This is a genomic window from Streptomyces botrytidirepellens, from assembly GCF_003721215.1.
GTDB lineage: Bacteria > Actinomycetota > Actinomycetes > Streptomycetales > Streptomycetaceae > Streptomyces > Streptomyces himastatinicus.
This window is the reverse complement of record NZ_RIBZ01000273.1, coordinates 12,159-27,243: the sequence shown is the minus strand read 5'-3', so window position 1 is coordinate 27,243 and position 15,085 is coordinate 12,159. Positions and strand designations below refer to the sequence as shown.

Below are 15,085 nucleotides of genomic sequence, written 5' to 3'. Positions count from 1 at the left end.
CCGCATGGCCGCCGGACTCCTAGTGTCGATGCCGACGGACCTGGGCGAACATGGAGGTCATCGCATGCGAGCAGCAGTACTGACACGGTTCGGCGCCCCGCTCACGGTGCGGGAGATGCCCGACCCCGAGGCCGGCGGCGGTGAGGTGGTGGTCGAGGTACTGGCTACCTGCGTCCCCCCGTACGCGGCCGAGGTCTTCGGCGGCGAACGGAACTACCCCCTGGTTCCTCCCGTCGTGCCCGGTGTCGGCGGCGTGGGACGGATCGTCCGCGTCGGTCCGGACGCAACCCGGCTGCGCGCCGGGGACCTGGTGTGGTGCGATTCCACGGTGCGCTCGCGGGACGACGCCCTGACGCCCGACATCACGCTTCAGGGCTGGAGCTCCCGCGGCGAGGGCGGCGCACGGCTGGCCCGGTACCTGCACGACGGGTCGTTCGCCGAACTTATGCGGGTCCCGACGGAGAACGTTTTCCCGCTGCCTGCCGCCGCGGGGGACGACCCGGCCCGCTGGGCCGCGCTCACCGCGCACACCATCCCTTACGGCGGGCTGCTGGCAGGCGGGCTCGCGGCTGGTGAGACGCTGCTCGTCAGCGGGGCCACCGGCAATCTCGGCAGCAGTGCGGTCGCGGTCGCGCTCGCGATGGGGGCGGGCCGCGTGGTCGCGCCGGGCCGCAACCGGGCAGCGCTCGACCTTCTCGCCGAGCGGTTCGGTCCGCGTGTGCGCCCGGTGCCGCTGACCGGGGACGAGGCCGCCGACCGAGCGGCGATGTCCGCGGCGGGCGACGGCCCGATCGACATGGTGATCGACCTGCTCCCGCCGAGCGCACCCAGCTCCGCGGTGCGTGTGGCGGCCATGGCCGTGCGCGAGTACGGACGTGTCGTCCTCATGGGCGGCGTCGGCATGCTCGACGGCGCAGCCCTCGCGCTCCCGTACCGGTGGATCATGCGTAACTCGGTCACCGTGCGCGGCCAGTGGATGTACCCGCGCACAGCGAACGTCGGCATCATCCGGCTCCTCGCCTCGGGCGCGCTGGACCTCGCCCCCGAACACGTCCGGTCGTTCGGCCTCGATGCCGTCAACGACGCGGTCGCGTACGCCACCTCACACGGCGGCCCGTTCGACCGCACCACCCTCGTCCCAGTGGCAACTGTCAGGCCCCCGAGCACGTGATCACGACGCCATGAGCACACCAGACCGGGCCCGCCGGCCCAGCGTGCGTCGGCCGTATGAACGCGCTCAGGGTGAGACTGCCCCGCAGCTTCACCCGTCGACGCGCCGTCCTGCTCAGCGGGACGATCTCAGCGGGGTCGTCCGGGTCAGCGACCGCGGCTGCCTGAGCCAACTCCATCGAGAGGACGCTGTACCGCCTGGACGCTGGTCAGGGTCCCGCCGAGCTTCGCCTTCGCGAGCAGCGGCAGGCCCGCGGTGTTCCGGAGCCCCATGGAGAAGCGCAAAGCATCGTCGCCGATCTGTTTCTCCTTGCCCGGTTCAGCGGTGACACGGTACTGCTTCTCTGCTGCGGCCGGGTTGAAAGGGTCGACGATGTCATAGAAGTGCGCCGCCGCCGAGATGGCCCCGTTGAGGGTGCGCGGGTAGCCGTCCGGCACCCCGTCCTTCACGCTCTTAGCACTGGGAAGCACGGTTGGCTCAGTCGTGCCCTGCGTCGGCGGCAGGGAAAAGACATCGGGCGACTGGGCATGCTGCTGGTCGCCAGAGCCGCCCCTATCCGCACCCGACCCCTGGGTGAAGACCGCGGAAGCGGCCGCGCCCAGCGCCGCGGCCGCCACCAGGGCTGCCAACATGACCAAGCGCAGCACGGTGGTGCGGGGCACCGGCGAAAGCGAAGCCATCTTCAGAACCTCAGCCAGCGATGACCGATGTGGTCCAGGCTCGACCATGCCCCGGGGCCGTCGAGTCACAGGCGCCAGCGGGACGGCGACGAGCGCGGCACCGATCATGACGCCTGGACCGGCTCGGGAACCGTTCCCCCAGATCCTGCGTGATCTCTCGATGTGTTGTCGGCTGGTGGTGAGGTGACCGGAGGGGAGCAGATGAGAGCGCGGACGATGGTGAGCGTGGCGGTATCGGCCTGTGTGGCGCTGGTGGCGTGCGCGTGCGGTCCGGAGAAAACGAAGGAGGACACGGACGCGAAGCCTGCGCAGCCGTCCGCGTCCACGCGGGCAAAAGAGCCGTCAGCCGCGCCGTCCGCGTCCACGCGGAGCGAGAAACCGTCGGCCGCCCCGACCGGAGACCACCCCGGGCCCAAGACGAAGGAGGGCGCGATCCAGCGGTACGAGCAGTACCTCCACGCCCTCGGCCGGGAGGACATCGACACGGTCTGCGAAGTGGCCGGGCCCGCCGCGAAGAAGGCACAGGACCAGGGGCTCGGCCCGTGCACCTCGACATACGTCGCCGTGTTCCAGATGATCTCGCCCGCGCAGAAGAAGGCCCTGCAATCCGCGACGGTCGACCCGCAGCGCATCGCCGTGCGCACGCCCGACAAGATCGAGATGCCGGTCGAAGCGGTCAGGGCCTCCGCCACCTTCTCCGAGAACGACCTCGGCAGCTACACCCTGGAGTACCTCAAGAACGATTGGTACATCACCGACTGAACCCGACGCGCCATATACGGAGCCATGTCGCCTCCCGCCACGACACTGCAAAGGTGGCGTCATGCCGGGGTGATGGGTTCTGGCTGGGTGGGAGCAGGTCTCCTCGCTTCGGATGCGTGGCCGAGGTTCTCGCCTCTGACGGCCTCCGTCAGACTCTGGCCTACAAGGTCGCAGCGACGCCCGCCCTCGACACTCGCCACCCGGCAGCCTGACCAGGAAGCCCCGGGCGCATCCCGTTCTGGCCGCCTTACCGAATGCGGCAGCCTGTAGGTCCGCAAGGGGCCGAGCGGGCAGCAGCCTCGTCGTTCCCACTGCGGTATAACCAGGCCATGATCTACCACGTTGTGACTGCCGCTGACTGGTATGCCCATTCCGAGCAGCCGTACGGTCCTTCTTCGCTTGCGGAGGACGGTTTCGTCCACTGTTCCCCCGACGAGGCGACCACCCTGGCCGTCGTGAACGCCTTCTACCGCGATGCGCCCAGGCCGCTGCTGGTGCTGCTGCTCGACGAGGAGCGTCTTGCCTCTCGGGTGGAATGGGAAGAGGCGGTTCCCGTACCACCGCCCGGGGTCGGCGCGGACATCGTGTTTCCGCATGTGTTCGGCCTGATCAACCGTGATGCTGTCACGGCTGTCCTGGAGATCCAGTGGGATGGTGAAGGCAGGGCAACCGGAATGCGGGAGTGGTCATCAGCCTGATGTCCGGGAGGGCTCTGCACGGGGCGAGTAGAAGCCGCATCAAGAGTGGCGACGCACCCGAGCCTGGCTGCCGGGAAGCCGGCCGTGGCGGCAGGGCGGTATGGGACGGCGGCAGCCAGTCCCAAGCGGCGTACGGCGGAACCCATACACCGCGCGTCGCCTTGTCCGTCCGGTCGTAGGCAATGCCGGCCCGGGCAGCCAGGCCGGAGATGGGGGCCGTGCGGGCCGCCCCTGGGGGCCTTCCCTTGAAACGGTGCTGACACCGTAGGAGTCATGACAGCAGAAGGTAATGACACCGGAACCGGAACCCCTATGCAGAATGGCCTCACGTCTCTGCGGGAGGTGGCGTGCCGTTATCAGGCGAATGAGATACGCCCGGAGGACCTGCCGATGATCGCAGCTGAGGCGCTCGCGACCGGGCTGGACACCCCGACGCTGTGCGAACTCGCCGGTTGGCCTCGCAACGCGGATGCCCGCAAAATCCGCAACGCGTTCGAGCAAGCACTCTCCGAGTCCGAAATCGAGTTACCTGATCCGGGCCTGGCACGGCGCCACGCTCTGCGCCGGCTGGCTGCGAGACTCATCAATGGAGAAATCGCTCCCGCCGACCTGGCGACGGACGACTGGTGGGAGACGGAGGCCGAGACCGCGGCGGAGCGATCGTTCGTGGCATTGATCCCGCAATGCGAATGCTGCATCGAGTACACATTGGGGCTTGATCAGCAGACGTGGGCGACCCAGCTGCGTATCGCCGCCCTCGCCCTGACGTCGTCTCCGCCGATCGGCCCCGGATGCTGACTCTGCCCGGCGTGCTCACACTCGACCAAGGCGTGGACCCGTCAAGCAGACTTCACTGAAGGCGCTGTTCAGCGGCCTGGTCCGACGGATCTGCCTGAGCCCCGGTGCCCTACCTCAACGACAACCTCGCCGTCACCTCCACCTTCGGCGACGACAAACGGGCCCCGTTGCGGGAGATGCCCGGCGGCAACGCCACCGCCTCCGGCGGGGAGCCGGTCGGCAGCCGGCAGTGTGCGCAAGTTGCGGCCGGTGATCTGGGTAATGACCAAGACCGGTACCTGGAAGGTACGGAAGGCGCAGAGCCGGGGGAGGATCTCCTGCTCGCGCGGCTTCCGCCGTGGCTTGGGCGGCGGCGCCCTTGGTGAGGTCGGGGCTCTGGTCGAGCACGTAGGCGGTGGCCGCCAGGTCCCCGTCCTGCATGAAGGTGCGACTTTCCAAAACCGCAGCGGCACCTGGATGCCCCGGTAGGGCGGGTCGGAGTCCTGGGAGTACCGGCCCGGTGAAGACCGTCAGCTTGTAGTCGAAGTTTGCAGCGTGGTCGAGCAGAAAGTTCTCCAGGCCCTGCCACAACTGCCGCCCCTGGTTGAAGAGGTCCATCTGCGGAGCGGAATTCGTGTAGTGGAACGTGTCCCCGTCCGCCGTGGCCCCCCGCGCCCCATACCGGGTCGAGTCGGCGGACCAGGTCGCCTTTGCCGAGGGGGTTGTCCTGGTAGATGGGGTGGCCGGCCTGCTGGGCTTCGGGGAGGCGGGGGTCGAAACGCCAGTCGTCACGGGTGGCCATCGATGAGGTTCGCTCCGTCGATCATGACGGTTGTTGCCGCGGCCAGCCGCCGGTCCGGGCGGAAGACGACACTGAAGTGGGTGTACGGGAGGATCACCGTTTCGATACCCGAATCGGTAGGCACGGGCAGCGGTACAGTCGGCCCCTGAAAGCGGTCGTTGTAGCCCTTGCGGTTTGCCAGGGGCTCGCGGCTGGCGCTCTCCGCGTTCAGAGACCACAGCGAGTTGATCGTCGCGGCTTCCCCGATCCCACGAGCCTTCGCCATTCCCGGCAGCCCCGGCCGGATCCTGGCCACGGCGCCCATGACGAGGATGCGGCGGGGGACCGTCGGCGACCGCCGGGGCACCCCGTACGCTCTCGCCCGGGCCGCCCTCATCGCCCAACGCACCCGGCCCCAGTGCGCCCTGCATTTCTCCGAGCACACTGTCGCCCGCCGTATCGCCGCGCTCCAGACCCTTCCACCCCCGCGGCTGTGGCCCATCGCCGCTGCCGTGCTCGGGCTCGGTACCGTCCCGGCCCTCGGAGCCACCGGCGACCTCCTCCGCCTCCTCGCGGTTCCCCTGCTGGGGTGACAGGGCCCGGTCAGGGCCTCGTTCCGTCCTGGCGGGGACGGTGCAGACGGCCGCGGGCGACGAGTTCGACCGTCACTCCGACCGCGACGGACTGGACCGCCATGAGAGCGATCAGGACGAAGAGCTGTACCGCCGCGGCCATGACGGGTGTGGCTCCGCCCAAGAGCATGCCGACGAACGCGCCGGGGAGCGTGACGAGGCCGACGGTACGGGTCTGGTCGAGGCCGGGCAGCAGAGCGTCGGAGGCGGCGGGCCGGACGATTTCCAGGCGTGCGTCCCGGTCCGCGAAACCCAGTGCCATCGCGGCTTCCACCTCGCCGTGGCGCAGGGAGAGTGCGTCGAGGGAACGGCGTCCGGCGAGTACGGTCGCGGTGAGCGCGCCGCCGATGAGGATGCCCGTGATCGGGATCAGGGTGATGCCTTCGAGCGGGACGAGCCCTGTCAGTCCGAGCGCCACGACCACAGGAACCACACCGGCGAAGATGGGCGCCGCAACCAGCCACCAGGAGTCGTCGCTGGTGATCCGCCGTCCGGCGGTTCTTACGGCGACCGTGAACATGACCGCCAGGAACACCGCAAGGCCCAGCGGGGACGTGACGGCCCAGGTGATCACGAGCGAGACCAGGATGAGCTGGAGCGCGGCACGCAGTCCGGCCGTCAGGACCTCTCGCGACCTGTTGGTCCGGGTGTCCGGTGCAAGGTGAAACCATGCGACGGCGCCCGCCGCGGATATCAGCAGGACGGCGAGCAGGACGCCCAGGGTGACGTTGACCGGTACGAGAGATGCCGCGCTCAGATTCATGTGTCCCATCATGAGAACCGTCGGCCGACGATCTGGCTAGCCGCTTGCGTCATCCCCTCGGGCGATTTCCACGCTGCGGTGCAGGTCCACCGCGCAGGCCCGTGTGAGGCCGACACCGGCCGCCAGTCGGCTCGCGGCGGCCGCGGTCGGGTTATGGCCACCATCAGCGCCATCCGCAGCACCTGGCCGAGCACGAGTGTGGCGAGGGCCGCGACCGCGCTGTACACCCGCCCTCGTGCGCCGAGGGGGTGTGCGGCGCTGGTGGTGCGAGGCGATGCTCGACACCGATCCGTCGGGCGACCGGTTCACTGTCGGGCTGAACGGCACCCTGCCCACGAAGAGCGTCGCGGCGGCCATCGCGCGCCGCCTGGCGGCCGGGCTGCCCGTTGAGTGAGCCACGCGGCCAGGAGCCGGAAGGCTGGCCTTGTGAGCTGTCCGAAGAGGTCGACGCGCTGCTGGCACTCATCTCTGCCGGATGAGGTCTTCGGGGCGATCATCGTGGCGACCAGCTCCAGCGGTGGCCCGTACGGTGGACCGCGCAGCGGGGCGGGCCGGGCGTGGGCAACCGATGCTGGGTGGCTTACGTGTCATGGGGCAGTGGCGGCTACCCGTCGGATCTCAGCACTGTTGATGGTGACGCCGGGAGCTGTCCAGTCGCTGGCTGGTGGAGTTGATTCGCGGGCTTGCTCCTCGGTCTCGAACAGGATGACCGAGAGTCCGCGGCCGTCGGCAGGCTCCAGCCAGTACCCGGCGATGAGGCCGGGAGCCGAGCGGACCCTTGGCAGGATGTCGTTCATCAGCGCAGCGGCAGCAGCCGGGGCCTGATCTGGGTCAATCGTCAACGTCACAAGTGCCGCGTGCATGGGTGTCTCCGTTCTGCGGTTCCCGTCATCAGTAGGACGTTGCTGAGGATCAAAAATCATCGGGCTGGCGCTTGCCTGACGGGCCTGGCGTCTTCCGCCCCTTATAGACGGGCCTGATCACCCGTTGTCGGGCTCTGGTCACGTGGTTCTCTTTGCCGAGGCGTGTCGGCGCAAGTCCGGTGCGGAGGGGGCCGTAACCGCGCTGGTGCTGGAACTCCAGGCTGGCGGTGAAGATCGTGCCGTAGAAGCCGAANTAACCGCGCTGGTGCTGGAACTCCAGGCTGGCGGTGAAGATCGTGCCGTAGAAGCCGAAGTTGAACAGCAGACCGATGACGGTCCGCCGCTCATCGCGGGACGGCGCAGCAGGTTCAGCGGGAGGGCGGGGGAGCGGGCCAGCCACTCTCGTACGGCGAAGGCGGCGGCCGCCAGTGCGGCCAGGCCCGCTCCGGCGAGGACTGCCGGATCGGACCAGCCCGGCCGCCCGGCTTCGTTGAGCGCCGCGGTCAGCGCACTGTGCGGCCAGTCCAGAGCCCGGCCGGGCTGCCGCGGTGAGCGTGCCACATGGCGCAGCGTCAGCAGCAGGCACTTCGTACCGTCGGGCAGGTTGATGAGGAACACCCAGCACCAGCCGACCGCGTCCACGAGCACCCCGCCCAGCAGCGGCCCGGCACGGGCCGCGATGCTCGCCATCGAACCCCACAGCCCGAAGGCCCGGGAGCGTGCGGCCGGTGCCGGGTGGGCCTGCTGAAGCAGGGCCAGGGAACCGGGCACGATCAGCCCTGCCCCGAACCCTTCCACCAGGCGGGCCGTGACCAGGGCGGGGGCGCTGGGTGCGAGTGCGCAGCTGGCCGAGGACACCGTGAACACCGCCACGCCAATGCAGAAGATCCGCTGGTTGCCCAGCCGGTCGCCCAGCGCGCCGCCGGTACCAACGCCCGCAAGCACGCACCGGGCACACCCGTCGACGTGGCGCTGGCCGGAGGGCCGGGCGACGGTCTCACGGTGGAGGTCCGCAACGCGCTGCCCGCGACCCCCGGACCGGAACCGGTCTCACCGGTCGCGGCCCGCGTCCGACTCGACGGCGGCACCCTCGACCACTTCGCTGCCGTGGACGGTCTCGCCGCCACCCGGGCCCTCACACATCCCGGGGCCCCGCCCCCACAGGTGATCGTGCTGACCACCTTCGACGAGCACCGGCTGGTAGTGGAGGCGGTGCGCGACGGCGCCGCCGGGTACCTCGTCGAACACGCCGCGCCCGAGGGCATCGTGGAGGCGGTACCAGCTCGCCCTCCCCACTCATGACGCCCACCGGCAGAGCTGACCGGACGGGGTCGTGCCGGGCGCCCGATCAGCCGCAGTGACCGGTGCCCTTCGTGGAATAGGTGGTGATGCCGCCTTCCCAGGTGACGCACTGTCCGGGGGCGTGAAGGTAGACGGGCCCGGCGTAGGTCGTGAACTGGCCACTGTCGGTCGCCTTCCCCTCCCGTTCCGAGCTGAGCGAGGCGAACATGTACACCGGCGCGCCGGCGCTGGCGCGAACGGTGACCACACAGTTCTCGCCGGTCGTCTTGTTGTACGTCAGGAAGGTGGTACCCAGGTTCTCCATGTCGGCGGAGTCGATGACCTTGTGGCCGGCGCCACAGGCTCCGTTGTACTTCGCGACCGGGCCGACCGACTCCGCCGCGGACGCGGGTCCGGCAAGGGCGAGGGCACTGCCACTGACGCCGATGGCGATGGTCATGATGGTGGCTGTACGACGTGCGAGCTTCATGGGTTCCCCTCGTTTGCGTGGTCCGTAGATCCGTGTCCGGTGGCGCGGCCGGCCGGCAGCCGGCGCCCGCCCCACGCGTGGTGAGACCGGATGACCTCTGGGTTGGTTGTGGTCTCACTGCGTCACAGTTCTGTCACCGCGCCGGTCGGGTACGGGTTCGTCCGTCGGCGTCCCCGTCAACGTTCTCGTTCCCGCGAAGAAGTTCGGGTGGTCAGCTCGCCGTGCTCTACAGATGTATTGAGGTCGGCTACGTCTCTCGTCCACTGGTCGACGTCCTTCTGGCGAGCATGGCAGCCTGTCACGTCATCAAGGCTGGGTGGACGATTCAAATCACCGTGGTCAATGGACAGTTGACCGGTGGCGGCGTGGTGCCGGACGGCTCCTCAGCCGCTCTGCGACCCGGGCCAAGGGGTTTCTTTGGAGGGTTCGTGGACGCGATCGCGGATGGCGGAGGGCAGGTCCTTCACACTGCCGTCGACGGCCCGCTTCACCCACGGCTGCCCGCCGAAGTTGATCTCGGATGAGAACGAGTCCGGCCGCACCGCACGCGTCTACGAGAAGCGCGACTCCGGTCGGTGGGTGTGCGTCACCAAGAGCGGCGGCGTTGCGTGGAAGGCCGGGAGGCATCCCGTCACTGGCAGGCGTCCCTTGTAGGGCCCGGCCCCGTTGGCGAGGGTGGGGCCCGGGCCATTGGCTTGATCGGGCCGCGAGTCTTGATCGCTGCCGAGCCTGCTGATGGGCTGGCCGGCATGACTGAGCTCGGCCCCGTCGCCTGGCCACCTGCCCCGATCAGGACCGAGCGGCTCGTGCTCCGCGAGCCCGAGGCCCGGGACCGTGCGACGTTCATCGAGCTGCTCGCCTCGCCAGAGGTGCACACCTACCTCGGCGGCCCCCGCCCGCGTGACGAGCTTGAGCGCGAGATGCCCGGGGTGCCCGAGCGGTGGCCCGGGAGCTTCGTCGTTGATCTCGACGGGGCGATGATCGGCCAGATCCTGCTCAGGAGATCAACGGGCACCGTCGCCCGGCTGCCGCGGGGAAGGTCGATCTCGGCTACCTGTTCCTGCCGCGAGCGTGGGGATTCGGGTACGCCGCCGAGGCGTGCGCGGCGGCACTCGGCTGGCTCGCCGGCGCGCTTCCCGGCGAGCCGGTGGTGCTCACCACCCAGACCGCCAACGTCGGCTCGATGCGCCTCGCGGCGAAGCTGGGGTTCACCGAGGTAGAGCGGTTCCAGGCTTGGGACGCCGAGCAGTGGCTCGGCATGCGGTCCCCGGTCACGCCGTCCGATTGAGCTCGTGTTCGAGTCGTGGACGAAGCCAGGTGGGCATGGCGAATGTGACGGTGACGCATGATGAGCGGCCGCGGGACCTGGAAGCCCTCGTCAATGCCGTCGGCACGCCGGGGGACCCGTCAATCACCGTTCGTCTGGACACAGCCGAACGCGTCCTGTTCGCCCTCGCCCGTGTGCAGGGCATCGACCCCGACACCGCTCCCTGACCAAGCCCAAACCCAGTCGTCACTGGTGGCGGCACGCTTTGGAGTCGTGCGGACGGAACCTGTCCGCAAGGATCGGTAGCGTTCCCTCATGCCGAACACCGTGCTCGACCGCCGCACACTCAACCGTGCTCTGCTGGACCGCCAGCTACTGCTGGAGCGCTCCGAGATGTCCGCTCTGGATGCGATTGAGCACCTGGTGGGCATGCAGTCGCAGGCGCCGGACGCGCCCTACGTCGGGCTCTGGACCCGGCTGAAGCGCTTCTCGTTCGCCGAGCTGGCGGGGCTGATGACCGAACGCCGCGCGGTGCGGATCGTGCTGATGCGGGGAACGGTGCATCTGGTGAGCGCGTCGGACGCGCTGGCGCTGCGGCCGGTGGTGCAGCCGATGCTCGACCGCCAGTTCCGTAGCAGCACCTGGGCGCCCGGAGTGCGGGGCGTGGACCGGGAGGAGCTGGTGGCTGCCGGGCGGATGCTGGTGGGGGAGCGGGCGCGGAATCCGGCGGAGCTGCGGGCGGCGCTGGGCGAACGGTGGCCGGAAGCGGATCCCGGCTCACTGGTGAACGCACTGCGCAACTGGGTACCCCTCGTGCAGTTGCCGCCGCGCGGGGTATGGGGCAAGGGCGGACAGCCGGTGTACGCGACCGTGGAGGAGTGGGTGGGGCGGGCGGTCGAAAGCCCCGACCCGGAGACCGTCGTCAGGCGGTATCTCGGCGCCTTCGGCCCGGCGGGTGTCGCCGACCTACAGAAGTGGTCCGGTCTGACGGGGCTGCGCCAGGTCGTGGCCGGGCTGGAACTGCGGACGTACCGGGACGATCAGGGACAGGTGCTGTACGACCTGCCGGACGCGGACCTGCCCGACCCCGATACCCCGGTGTCCGCGCGTTTCGTCGCGGACTTCGACAACCTGGTGCTGTCGCACGCCGACCGGTCCCGCATTCTCGGGGAGGTGGCACCGAGCCGGGTGATGACGGCCAACGGCATCGTTCGCGGCACGATCCTGGTCGACGGATTCGTGGGCGGTACGTGGAAGTTCGAGCGCCGGCGAGGTGAAGCGGCGGTCCTGGTCGAGCCGTACGGGCGGCTCCGGGTCGCTGACCGGGAGGCGCTGGAGGCGGAGGGCTCCCGGCTGCTGGCGGCCACCGACCCGCAGGCGTCGGCCCATGCCGTCCGATTCACGGATAGTTGAATTCGGCTCTTGACTCGGCTGCATCCGTCAGGCTGCCGGAGCCAGAGGCAGCGCTCCGCACCACCAGAGGCGTGGAGTACGTCGACCCCCATCGCCCGCGCCGTGTAGGATGGGCGGACCGACGCGGGGTGGAGCAGCTCGGTAGCTCGCTGGGCTCATAACCCAGAGGTCGCAGGTTCAAATCCTGTCCCCGCTACCAACGCACCGGCCCCCTCGACGCCATGTCGAGGGGGCCGGTTGCACGTCCAGGCGCTGCCCTACGGAGCCGCCCCGATGACGACCCGGCGTAGTGCAGGGGCGGGACCAGCGCCCGGTGAGCGCGATATCGTGGATCGCCCGCTATCTGCCGCTTCCATGATCTGGCAGGAGCGCCCCGCGTGCCCGAGGACCCCACAGCCCACCACGGACTCGCCGCCCTCACGCGGCGTTTCGAAGAGGCCGCGGAGAAGAACGACCGCGAGTTCGGGATCATCAAGAGCGACCTGACCGCGCTCCGTCTCCAGATCGGGAACCTCGACCAGAAGGCTGGGAACCTCGACCTCGGCCAAGATGGACCGTAACCAGGCGCAGATCGTCGAGCTGCACACGGGGCGTACCGAGCCGCGGAGGGTCGCGGCCCCGGTGAGCACGACACGGAGCGAGGCAGCATGAGCGAGGCAGTAGCGGACAGAAACGGCCCCCTGGTCCCGCAGCCCAAGGCGACCGCGGAGGAGGTGCGTGCCGCGCTGGTGCGGATCGCGCCGAGCAGGGTGGCGGCATTCGACGCTGACCGGACGAAGGCGATGGCGGCCGCTCGTGAGCATGTGGACGCGGCGCCGATGCGGCGGTTCCTGCGGCAGTGGGCGTTGACCGTGGCGATCGAGCGCCACCCCGCCCGTGCAGCACGCCTGCGCGAGCTGGAGGCACGCGCCGCGCAGGTGGAGGACCCGGCGGAGGCCCGCGCTATCGCCGCCGAGGTGTCCGCCATCCAGACCGAGGCGGCGGACGAGGCGGGTATCGACCGGCGGGCTGGCGGGTGACCGGTACGGGTTTTGGGCAGCGCGGACGTAGACCATGCACGGCGGTTGGCGCCCGGGGCGAGCGGGCGTCAACGCGCCTTGGGGGTCAGTGCCAGCCGGTGCAGGACAAGCTGCCCCCTCGGCCGTCGTAGATTTCCACGCAGGCTCGGTAGGTGTTGCTCGACCCGACCATCAGTGTGTACGCAGGGCAGGAGGGCGAGGCGTTCGCCGTGTACGAGTTCCCGCGCCGGATCTCGATCTTGAACCGCCAGTTGCTGTTGGCCTTCTGGATCCGCGCCCACGCGGCGCTGCACCGGGGCGAGTTCCGCAGCTCCACCTCTGGCACACCGCCCGCCGGCCGCACCCGGTCGATGACGCTGGCGCCGGGGCCGCAACCCTCGCTCCGGGGGTTCTTCCCCGTGCACGAGGAAGCCCTGCATGAGGTCGGCGCCGCGGCTGCGGCGGGCAGGACGGGGGCGAGCAGCAGCGCGTATGCGAGAACTGCGGTGCTGAGGGAGGAGAGAGCTGAGCGGCGAACGGCCATGCGGAGCCTCCCGAGGCTGTCCGCGGCGCCGGTGCGACATCGGCGCCGCCCGCCCCTCTTCGTGTCAGTGCGGCTTGGCACCATAACGATCATGAGTCACAACATCTCGTACTCCACCGCGGACCAGGCCGACGTCCTGGCCTACCTGAGCAGCAACGGCGACCTCTCCTTGGACCAGCAGCGCCGCCTCGAAGGAATGCACGAGGACGCCCAGGCCCACCAGGACGACCTCGACCGTCAGGGCATCGACTGGGGCCTGTCCATCCCCGACGCCCTCGACCATCTCCTCGCCGGGCACACCGACCCAGGCCCGGAGTACGCGGGCAATGCGTACCACTCCGCGCTCCAGCACATCATCGACCACAACGCGTCCGACCCGTCCCACCTGGGCACCTACTCGAAGCCCTCAACGTTTTTCGGCCTGGTGGACGACGAGCTGGGACGCCTCGGCGTGCCCGCCGACCTCCTGCCCCATGGCTACCTCTACGGCGGACTGCCCGACGACTTCCCGTTCATCCCAGGCTCGATCGACGGCTACCCCGCTATCGGCCACCTGCCGCTGGCCAAGACCAAGGCAGCCGCCGATGCCTACCGTGCGGTCGTGGACCAGATGGCCCCCGACTTCCACTACGACGTTCGAGAGCTGATCAAGAAGCTGGAGTTCGAGCACGACGAATGGGAGCGCGCCACGAAGAACGTTCACTGGTACACCCAGGACACGCTCTTCTTCCAGATCACCTGACGCAAGCCACACAGGACCCTCCCGGTTCCCGGAAGGAACACGGACACCATGAGTGAACAACCGATCAACCCGCGGCTCGCAGAAGACATTCAGTGGAGGGAGAAGCGCGGTCCGGCGCGGTACCAGAACTGGACCGAGAAGCCGGTGCGGTACTTCACCGTGATCGACCAGGACGACGGATCGATCCTCGGGTATGTCTGGGCCGGCGACGAGGACGACGCCGCCTTCTACGAACCCCGGACGGAGGGTGGCTCCCGCGCGGTAAACCACGGCATGGTCTGGCTTAACCGGCTGCGCGAGGGGAAGGGCCGCGGTCTCCGCGCGACCCAGACCCTCCATGAGCTGTACGGCAAGTCAGAACCGGCTGGCAACGGCCGTCCCCTCCCCGGCTCCCTCGCTCACGCCCCGAACGCCGCCGTGGTCAAGGCTCTCGCCCAGACACCTTGAGAAGTGCACGAGATTCTCCGGGCGAGGTGTCCGGCCCTGCGAAGAGGCCCGGCTGGAGGGCCGGGCCTCCACCGCGGTCACATCACGGTGACGGTCTTCCACACACCGCACGGCGCCCGCTTTCCGCTCTCCGGTGTGCTCCTCGCCCTGGCCGCGGGGGCCGCTATGGCCGCCTACCTGCTGCTGAGCAAGAAGGCGGGAGCTCGCAGCACCGGAGGCGGCCCGCTGGCCCTGGCAGTGGCATGGGCGGCCGCGCTGACGGTGCCGCTGGGCGTAGTGGATCAGAGGACAGAGCTGCTCGCCCCCCCGGGGTTCTGCTGGCCGGGGTCGCGGTAGCGGTGCTTTCGGCGGTGCTCCCGTACTCGCTGGAGTCGCAGCCCTGCGGCGGCTGCCGACGCGGAGGATTGGGGGTGCTAACCAGCCTGGAGCCCGCGAGCGCGGGCCTCGCCGGAGTGCTGAGCGGGGTGCAGTGGGCGGCTCTGGTGGGGCGTTGGCCGGGGGAGTGGTACGTGGGCATGGGTCGGTTGACGTCGGAGTCGGCTGCTTTGCGTTGTCGTGATGCATGTGGTGTGTGAGGTGTGCGCGGGTGGCCGTCGCGCAGCATTTGCACGGCCTCACCCATTGGGTCGCGAGGACGAGAGCGGTGCCCGCCGGGCGGGCGTGACATCGCCGCCGACGCCCGCCCGGCGGGATCGGCCGTGAAGTTCCGGTGAACTCTCCCGCCCCACGGGATCGGCCTTTTCCACAGGTCAGAGCGGGTGTCCCCGGTGGGGATG

At 69.6% G+C, this 15,085-nt stretch carries 22 protein-coding genes, 1 tRNA gene and 2 pseudogenes; 17 read left to right on the top strand and 8 right to left on the bottom strand.

All coding sequences use genetic code 11. The features are described 5' to 3' along the window. Positions 1–64: 64 nt before the first annotated feature. A complete protein-coding gene (locus EEJ42_RS22370) occupies positions 65–1,171 on the top strand; it encodes an alcohol dehydrogenase catalytic domain-containing protein (RefSeq protein WP_184503203.1) in 1,107 nt (368 codons plus the stop codon). 146 nt (positions 1,172–1,317) lie between these two features. Here EEJ42_RS22370 and EEJ42_RS22360 read toward each other — a convergent pair whose 3' ends face one another. Continuing rightward, a complete protein-coding gene (locus EEJ42_RS22360) occupies positions 1,318–1,851 on the bottom strand; it encodes a hypothetical protein (protein ID WP_123102211.1) in 534 nt (177 codons plus the stop codon). 201 nt (positions 1,852–2,052) lie between these two features. Between EEJ42_RS22360 and EEJ42_RS22355 the strand changes: the two genes are divergently transcribed. The 4 genes from EEJ42_RS22355 to EEJ42_RS53065 all read left to right on the top strand — a co-directional run bounded on the left by EEJ42_RS22355 (position 2,053) and on the right by EEJ42_RS53065 (position 4,474). Then, positions 2,053–2,613, top strand: a complete 561-nt coding sequence (locus tag EEJ42_RS22355) for a hypothetical protein (protein ID WP_123102209.1) — start codon at positions 2,053–2,055, stop codon at positions 2,611–2,613. A 329-nt stretch (positions 2,614–2,942) separates the two neighbouring features. Further along, positions 2,943–3,311 carry a DUF952 domain-containing protein gene (locus tag EEJ42_RS22350; protein ID WP_123102207.1) on the top strand — a complete coding sequence of 123 codons (369 nt, stop codon included), beginning with the start codon at positions 2,943–2,945 and terminating at the stop codon, positions 3,309–3,311. Between the two features lie 273 nt (positions 3,312–3,584). After that, a complete protein-coding gene (locus tag EEJ42_RS22345; RefSeq protein WP_148082006.1) occupies positions 3,585–4,109 on the top strand; it encodes a hypothetical protein in 525 nt (174 codons plus the stop codon). A gap of 104 nt (positions 4,110–4,213) precedes the next feature. Further along, positions 4,214–4,474, top strand: a complete 261-nt coding sequence (locus EEJ42_RS53065) for a hypothetical protein (protein WP_246097179.1) — start codon at positions 4,214–4,216, stop codon at positions 4,472–4,474. Positions 4,475–4,640: 166 nt separating this feature from the next. Here the strand turns inward: EEJ42_RS53065 and EEJ42_RS53060 are convergent. Both EEJ42_RS53060 and EEJ42_RS53055 read right to left on the bottom strand, forming a co-directional pair. Beyond that, a pseudogene (locus EEJ42_RS53060) lies at positions 4,641–4,706 on the bottom strand (hypothetical protein); the annotation flags it as partial. 170 nt (positions 4,707–4,876) lie between these two features. Continuing rightward, a complete protein-coding gene (locus tag EEJ42_RS53055) occupies positions 4,877–5,194 on the bottom strand; it encodes a hypothetical protein (protein WP_246097170.1) in 318 nt (105 codons plus the stop codon). A 7-nt stretch (positions 5,195–5,201) separates the two neighbouring features. Here EEJ42_RS53055 and EEJ42_RS22335 point away from each other — a divergent pair, with 7 nt between their 5' ends. Then, positions 5,202–5,462 carry a hypothetical protein gene (locus EEJ42_RS22335; protein ID WP_123102203.1) on the top strand — a complete coding sequence of 87 codons (261 nt, stop codon included), beginning with the start codon at positions 5,202–5,204 and terminating at the stop codon, positions 5,460–5,462. A gap of 10 nt (positions 5,463–5,472) precedes the next feature. Here the strand turns inward: EEJ42_RS22335 and EEJ42_RS22330 are convergent, their stop codons facing one another. After that, entirely contained in the window at positions 5,473–6,264 is a 792-nt protein-coding gene (locus EEJ42_RS22330; RefSeq protein ID WP_123102201.1) for an ABC transporter permease, read from the bottom strand. Positions 6,265–6,499: 235 nt separating this feature from the next. On the opposite strand from EEJ42_RS22330, the gene EEJ42_RS51065 reads away from it, so the two are divergent. Beyond that, positions 6,500–6,658, top strand: a complete 159-nt coding sequence (locus tag EEJ42_RS51065) for a hypothetical protein (RefSeq protein ID WP_184503206.1) — start codon at positions 6,500–6,502, stop codon at positions 6,656–6,658. 193 nt (positions 6,659–6,851) lie between these two features. On the opposite strand, the gene EEJ42_RS22325 is transcribed toward EEJ42_RS51065, so the two are convergent. Together EEJ42_RS22325 and EEJ42_RS22320 are read right to left on the bottom strand one after the other, a co-directional pair. Next, positions 6,852–7,127, bottom strand: a complete 276-nt coding sequence (locus EEJ42_RS22325; RefSeq protein ID WP_123102199.1) for a hypothetical protein — start codon at positions 7,125–7,127, stop codon at positions 6,852–6,854. Positions 7,128–7,265: 138 nt separating this feature from the next. Continuing rightward, the gene (locus tag EEJ42_RS22320) at positions 7,266–7,994 is read right to left on the bottom strand and encodes an MFS transporter (RefSeq protein ID WP_342778307.1); all 729 of its coding nucleotides are present in this window, start codon (positions 7,992–7,994) and stop codon (positions 7,266–7,268) included. Between the two features lie 99 nt (positions 7,995–8,093). Between EEJ42_RS22320 and EEJ42_RS51060 the strand changes: the two genes are divergently transcribed. Then, complete coding sequence (locus EEJ42_RS51060; RefSeq protein ID WP_184503205.1) at positions 8,094–8,429, top strand: response regulator; 336 nt, start codon at positions 8,094–8,096, stop codon at positions 8,427–8,429. A gap of 46 nt (positions 8,430–8,475) precedes the next feature. On the opposite strand, the gene EEJ42_RS22310 is transcribed toward EEJ42_RS51060, so the two are convergent. Then, positions 8,476–8,898 carry a spore-associated protein A gene (locus tag EEJ42_RS22310; protein WP_123102197.1) on the bottom strand — a complete coding sequence of 141 codons (423 nt, stop codon included), beginning with the start codon at positions 8,896–8,898 and terminating at the stop codon, positions 8,476–8,478. 749 nt (positions 8,899–9,647) lie between these two features. On the opposite strand from EEJ42_RS22310, the pseudogene EEJ42_RS22305 reads away from it, so the two are divergent. The 6 genes and pseudogenes from EEJ42_RS22305 to EEJ42_RS22285 all read left to right on the top strand — a co-directional run bounded on the left by EEJ42_RS22305 (position 9,648) and on the right by EEJ42_RS22285 (position 12,597). Beyond that, positions 9,648–10,186, top strand: a pseudogene (locus EEJ42_RS22305) (GNAT family N-acetyltransferase). A gap of 35 nt (positions 10,187–10,221) precedes the next feature. Further along, positions 10,222–10,392, top strand: coding sequence for a hypothetical protein (locus EEJ42_RS51055; protein ID WP_184503202.1), 171 nt, complete (start codon positions 10,222–10,224; stop codon positions 10,390–10,392). A gap of 88 nt (positions 10,393–10,480) precedes the next feature. Continuing rightward, positions 10,481–11,578 (top strand): winged helix DNA-binding domain-containing protein, encoded by a 1,098-nt coding sequence (locus EEJ42_RS22300; protein WP_123102195.1) that lies wholly within the window; start codon positions 10,481–10,483, stop codon positions 11,576–11,578. A 122-nt stretch (positions 11,579–11,700) separates the two neighbouring features. Next, a tRNA-Met gene (locus EEJ42_RS22295) sits at positions 11,701–11,777 on the top strand. A gap of 178 nt (positions 11,778–11,955) precedes the next feature. Further along, positions 11,956–12,138 carry a hypothetical protein gene (locus tag EEJ42_RS22290; protein ID WP_123102193.1) on the top strand — a complete coding sequence of 61 codons (183 nt, stop codon included), beginning with the start codon at positions 11,956–11,958 and terminating at the stop codon, positions 12,136–12,138. Positions 12,139–12,225: 87 nt separating this feature from the next. Further along, positions 12,226–12,597: a DUF6247 family protein gene (locus EEJ42_RS22285; protein ID WP_123102191.1), complete on the top strand. Its 372-nt coding sequence runs from the start codon at positions 12,226–12,228 to the stop codon at positions 12,595–12,597. A gap of 85 nt (positions 12,598–12,682) precedes the next feature. Here the strand turns inward: EEJ42_RS22285 and EEJ42_RS22280 are convergent, their stop codons facing one another. After that, a complete protein-coding gene (locus EEJ42_RS22280) occupies positions 12,683–13,120 on the bottom strand; it encodes a DUF2690 domain-containing protein (RefSeq protein WP_184503201.1) in 438 nt (145 codons plus the stop codon). 91 nt (positions 13,121–13,211) lie between these two features. On the opposite strand from EEJ42_RS22280, the gene EEJ42_RS22275 reads away from it, so the two are divergent. From EEJ42_RS22275 to EEJ42_RS22265, 3 genes are all read left to right on the top strand, one after another. Beyond that, positions 13,212–13,862: a DUF7691 family protein gene (locus EEJ42_RS22275; RefSeq protein ID WP_123102187.1), complete on the top strand. Its 651-nt coding sequence runs from the start codon at positions 13,212–13,214 to the stop codon at positions 13,860–13,862. A gap of 48 nt (positions 13,863–13,910) precedes the next feature. After that, entirely contained in the window at positions 13,911–14,309 is a 399-nt protein-coding gene (locus tag EEJ42_RS22270) for a hypothetical protein (protein WP_123102185.1), read from the top strand. An 87-nt stretch (positions 14,310–14,396) separates the two neighbouring features. Beyond that, positions 14,397–14,645, top strand: a complete 249-nt coding sequence (locus EEJ42_RS22265) for a hypothetical protein (protein WP_184503200.1) — start codon at positions 14,397–14,399, stop codon at positions 14,643–14,645. The last annotated feature ends 440 nt before the right edge of the window (positions 14,646–15,085 follow it).

Excerpts from the sequence above, each read along its gene's own strand:
- EEJ42_RS22370 (WP_184503203.1), top strand. The coding sequence starts at position 65 with ATGCGAGCAGCAGTACTGACACGGTTCGGCGCCCCGCTCACGGTGCGG.
- EEJ42_RS22360 (WP_123102211.1), bottom strand. The coding sequence starts at position 1,851 with ATGGCTTCGCTTTCGCCGGTGCCCCGCACCACCGTGCTGCGCTTGGTC.
- EEJ42_RS22355 (WP_123102209.1), top strand. The coding sequence starts at position 2,053 with ATGAGAGCGCGGACGATGGTGAGCGTGGCGGTATCGGCCTGTGTGGCG.
- EEJ42_RS22350 (WP_123102207.1), top strand. The coding sequence starts at position 2,943 with ATGATCTACCACGTTGTGACTGCCGCTGACTGGTATGCCCATTCCGAG.
- EEJ42_RS22345 (WP_148082006.1), top strand. The coding sequence starts at position 3,585 with ATGACAGCAGAAGGTAATGACACCGGAACCGGAACCCCTATGCAGAAT.
- EEJ42_RS53055 (WP_246097170.1), bottom strand. The coding sequence starts at position 5,194 with ATGGGCGCCGTGGCCAGGATCCGGCCGGGGCTGCCGGGAATGGCGAAG.
- EEJ42_RS22335 (WP_123102203.1), top strand. The coding sequence starts at position 5,202 with ATGCGGCGGGGGACCGTCGGCGACCGCCGGGGCACCCCGTACGCTCTC.
- EEJ42_RS22330 (WP_123102201.1), bottom strand. The coding sequence starts at position 6,264 with ATGAATCTGAGCGCGGCATCTCTCGTACCGGTCAACGTCACCCTGGGC.
- EEJ42_RS22325 (WP_123102199.1), bottom strand. The coding sequence starts at position 7,127 with ATGCACGCGGCACTTGTGACGTTGACGATTGACCCAGATCAGGCCCCG.
- EEJ42_RS22310 (WP_123102197.1), bottom strand. The coding sequence starts at position 8,898 with ATGAAGCTCGCACGTCGTACAGCCACCATCATGACCATCGCCATCGGC.
- EEJ42_RS51055 (WP_184503202.1), top strand. The coding sequence starts at position 10,222 with ATGGCGAATGTGACGGTGACGCATGATGAGCGGCCGCGGGACCTGGAA.
- EEJ42_RS22300 (WP_123102195.1), top strand. The coding sequence starts at position 10,481 with ATGCCGAACACCGTGCTCGACCGCCGCACACTCAACCGTGCTCTGCTG.
- EEJ42_RS22285 (WP_123102191.1), top strand. The coding sequence starts at position 12,226 with ATGAGCGAGGCAGTAGCGGACAGAAACGGCCCCCTGGTCCCGCAGCCC.
- EEJ42_RS22280 (WP_184503201.1), bottom strand. The coding sequence starts at position 13,120 with ATGGCCGTTCGCCGCTCAGCTCTCTCCTCCCTCAGCACCGCAGTTCTC.
- EEJ42_RS22275 (WP_123102187.1), top strand. The coding sequence starts at position 13,212 with ATGAGTCACAACATCTCGTACTCCACCGCGGACCAGGCCGACGTCCTG.
- EEJ42_RS22270 (WP_123102185.1), top strand. The coding sequence starts at position 13,911 with ATGAGTGAACAACCGATCAACCCGCGGCTCGCAGAAGACATTCAGTGG.